This window comes from Desulfotruncus arcticus DSM 17038 (assembly GCF_900113335.1).
Classification (GTDB): Bacteria; Bacillota; Desulfotomaculia; order Desulfotomaculales; family Desulfallaceae; genus Desulfotruncus; species Desulfotruncus arcticus.
This window is the reverse complement of the sequence record NZ_FOOX01000047.1, coordinates 1-3699: the sequence shown is the minus strand read 5'-3', so window position 1 is coordinate 3699 and position 3699 is coordinate 1. Positions and strand designations below refer to the sequence as shown.

The 3699-nt window shown below is 43.1% G+C and carries 3 protein-coding genes; all 3 read left to right on the top strand.

The window, feature by feature from the left end; all coding sequences use genetic code 11:
- Positions 1–263 precede the first annotated feature (263 nt).
- From BM056_RS25430 to BM056_RS25420, 3 genes are read left to right on the top strand one after another with little or no spacing between them, the layout of a single operon-like run.
- On the top strand, positions 264–1523 hold the full coding sequence (locus BM056_RS25430; RefSeq protein WP_092476322.1) for a site-specific integrase: 1260 nt from the start codon (positions 264–266) through the stop codon (positions 1521–1523).
- Positions 1495–2487, top strand: a complete 993-nt coding sequence (locus tag BM056_RS25425) for a tyrosine-type recombinase/integrase (protein WP_238456669.1) — start codon at positions 1495–1497, stop codon at positions 2485–2487. The genes BM056_RS25430 and BM056_RS25425 overlap by 29 nt, the downstream gene beginning before the upstream one ends.
- Positions 2465–3493: a site-specific integrase gene (locus tag BM056_RS25420; RefSeq protein WP_337833550.1), complete on the top strand. Its 1029-nt coding sequence runs from the start codon at positions 2465–2467 to the stop codon at positions 3491–3493. The genes BM056_RS25425 and BM056_RS25420 overlap by 23 nt, the downstream gene beginning before the upstream one ends.
- The last annotated feature ends 206 nt before the right edge of the window (positions 3494–3699 follow it).

Here is a 3699-nt window from a genome sequence, read left to right as displayed (position 1 = left end):
CTGCCGGTTGAAATCGGAAAGCGCAAGAAAGTGCGGCATGGGGACAAGAAAGTTACGCCTCTGGTAACCGACTTTGTTTTCGACATTGCCTTTTTAATGTAAAGCTTTACATGAAAAAGGTAATGGAAAGTATATGATAATGTAAAGTAAGGCTAGGAAATGTCTTATCTCGGGCATTTAGCCTGGTTTTACTTTACATTATCAGCCTCCGATATTTAAGTTGGGTAATAGTGCCCACATCCAAATATCAGGAGGTAGAAATAATGCAGTCAAAACAAATGAACCTTGATAACTTAATGGCCGACACAGATTCCTATTTAAGGAAGCTACAGTACAGTGACCAGACCATTGCTGCATATCATTCAGCATGGAACCATCTGGCTGAATTTATGTCTGAAACCGGCAAAGCACTTTATTCAGCCCACACAGGTGAAGCATTTGCTTATGACATGATTGAAAAACACAATGGATATGGAAATTTATCACAGTATGAGAAATACATCATCCAGTGCGTGAATGTCCTGACCGAGTTCCTTGAAAACGGGACAGTTAAATTCCGCAGAGGAAAAATTTTTCGTTCACTTACCGGCAGCATTGGCAGTCTGATGAAGGATTATGTTTCATACAAAAAGGATCTTGGCGTTTCTGAAGAAACTGTTGATGGGTACAGGTATCACCTTGGGACATTCCTTTTATATCTAAACGATCATGGCATTGTAACAGTTGAAGGGATTACACCTGACATAATTATTGATTATGCTGATACAACCGTTTTTGCATCGCAGAATGTCCAACATATGAACCTCTGCATTGTAAAAAGATTTTTAAAATACCTTTATGACACTGGTAAACTCAGCAAAGAAGTATCGCATACAGTTCCCAAAAGCAAACGTGTCAGACAGCCAAAACTTCCCTCAACCTACAGCCGTGATGAGATCAGTTCCATGAAAGATGCAGTAGACAGGAGCAGCCCGAAAGGGAAACGTGATTATGCAATGCTACTGCTCACTGCAAGACTCGGGCTTAGGACGAGCGATGTCTGTGAACTGAAATTTCGGGAAATTGACTGGGAGCGCAACCGGATATCTATTATCCAGGAAAAAACCAGGGAACCACTGGAGCTTCCGCTCCTGCCTGAAGTTGGAGAAGCTATCATTGATTACATTCGGTATGGACGACCTGTATCTGAACTTCCATATATTTTTCTGCATGTTAATTCACCTTATGACAGACTTAACAGATCAACGCTGCACAGTATCGTATGCCAGTATATGAGGCGGGCCGGCATTTCCTTCGAGAAGGAATGCCACCATGGTCCGCATGCATTGAGGCACAGCCTGGCAGCATTGCTGCTTGAGAAGAAAACCCCTCTCCCGGTTATTTCGGAAGTACTCGGACACCGGAATACTGAAAGTACACGTTATTATTTAAGGATAGATATCATTTCCATGAAACAGTGTATGCTGGATGTCCCGCCTGTGAATCCTCATTTTTATGGGAAAGGCGGTGAGGCAGATGTATGAATTTCATGGCATATATGCCGGACTGCTCGACCAGTACATAAGCTTTAAACAGAGACTTGGTTATAAGTTTACTGATGCTTATTCCACATACAGTCTTTTTGACAGAATGACTCTGGAACCTGAAGAAGCCACAATCGGTATAACCCGTGATCTTGCTGATGCATGGGCAAAGCAACGACCAAATGAAAGTGACAGCACAAGGTACCGCAGGGTAATGTACCTGATACAGTTTTCCAGGTATTTATGCGATCTTGGCTATGATTCCTTTGTTCCGCCATATCCGGCATCCTACAAAAGTACCTTTACACCCTATATCCTGACTGAGCAGCAGATGAATGATATTTTCAAGGCGTGTGATTCCATTGAAATTGGGGATTTTGCCAACTCGCAGGCAGTTGTAATACCTGCACTTTTCAGACTTATGTATGGCACAGGGATCCGTGTTGGAGAGGCCGTGTCATTATTAAAGACGGATGTTGCTCTTAATAATAATACCCTTATAATTCGTGACAGCAAAAACGGGAAAGAAAGGATGATCCCGTTTACGGAAAGTGTAGCTGAAGCCTGTAGGGCATACAGGGCATCTCTTCCTAAAAAGGCTGTATGCGCATCCAACTTTTTTGTCAGGCGTAATGGGATGTCATGTAATAAAAAACATCTGTATGACTGGTTCCGGAAAGTCCTGTCCATGGCAGGGATACCACATGGTGGAAGGGGAAATGGCCCACGTCTTCATGATGTCCGCCATTGTTTCAGTGTCCATTCCCTTGCAAAAATGGCGGCAGATGGAATCGACCTTTATTATTCGCTTCCTATCCTCTCTGAATATTTAGGCCACCAGTCACTTGAAGCCACCGAAAAATATGTGAGGTTGACTGCTGAAATGTATCCCGGACTGCTCAGCAAGGCTGATAACATCTGTGCATACGCCTTTCCTGAAGTTGGTTTTACCGATGACAACTGATTTATCAAGGCACCTAGCTGCTTTCCTGTCTGCATACCTTCCGGGAGAAAGAGGGATCAGCGGAAACACTATAAATTCTTACAGGGATACATTCATGCTGTTTCTGATTTATTATAGTGACGTAATGAAGATTCCTGCTGAAAAGCTTACTCTAAATATGATCAAAGCGGAAACAATTACAGGTTTCCTTGACTGGCTGGAATCGGAACGCAGTTCCTGTGTTGCTACCAGAAACGTCCGTTTGGCTGCGATACATTCTTTTTTCAGGTATTTACAGTATCATTGCCCGGAAGCACTTGATGAATGGCAGCGTATCCTGTCAATTCCGGTGAAAAAGGCCGCTAAGCCAGTAGTGAATTACCTTACATTGGATGGAATAAAGCTGCTTCTGGAAGGGCCTGACCAGTCGACTAAATCAGGAAGACGTGACCTTGCACTTCTTTCCCTGATGTATAACAGCGGATGCAGGGTCCAGGAAATTATTGACCTTATCCCTTCCATGGTGCGGCTGGATTCACCCTGTATAGTCAAGCTAATAGGGAAAGGTAATAAAGCAAGGATAGTACCGATGCTTGATGAGCAGGTAAAGTTTCTGAAAAAATATATGAAGGAAAACAATCTGTTGGAACCCTATGCCAACATGTATCCATTGTTCTGTAATAACAGGCATGAGAAACTGACAAGGGCAGGCGTAAATTATATCCTGAAAAAATATGCTGACGTTGCAAGGTCAAAAAATCCTGCCATTATTCCGGAAAAGCTGAGCTGTCACTGCATAAGGCATTCGACGGCAATGCACCTGCTACAGTCAGGTGTAAATTTGGTTTATATACGTGACTTGCTTGGCCACAGTTCTATACAGGTAACAGAGATATACGCAAGGGCGGACTCGAAACAAAAGCGTGAAGCAATAGCAAAGGCTTATGAAGATGTCATGCCCCACGAAGAACCGTCATGGATGAAGAATGATGACCTTCTGGCATGGTTGAAAAGCTTTAACCGGTAATTAAGCATTGTTGCTGATAATGTAAAGTAAAACCAGGCTAAATGCCCGAGATAAGGCATTTCCTAGCCTTACTTTACATTATCATATACTTTCCATTGCCTTTTTAATGGCCTTCACCGGGGTTCATAAATACGGCTTGGAAAATGTAGTGTTCCCGGAAACGATCAAACCGTTCGGTGGTCTCACGTCCGCCACCCCGAATTACT

Excerpts from the sequence above, each read along its gene's own strand:
- BM056_RS25425 (WP_238456669.1), top strand. The coding sequence starts at position 1,495 with ATGGGAAAGGCGGTGAGGCAGATGTATGAATTTCATGGCATATATGCC.
- BM056_RS25430 (WP_092476322.1), top strand. The coding sequence starts at position 264 with ATGCAGTCAAAACAAATGAACCTTGATAACTTAATGGCCGACACAGAT.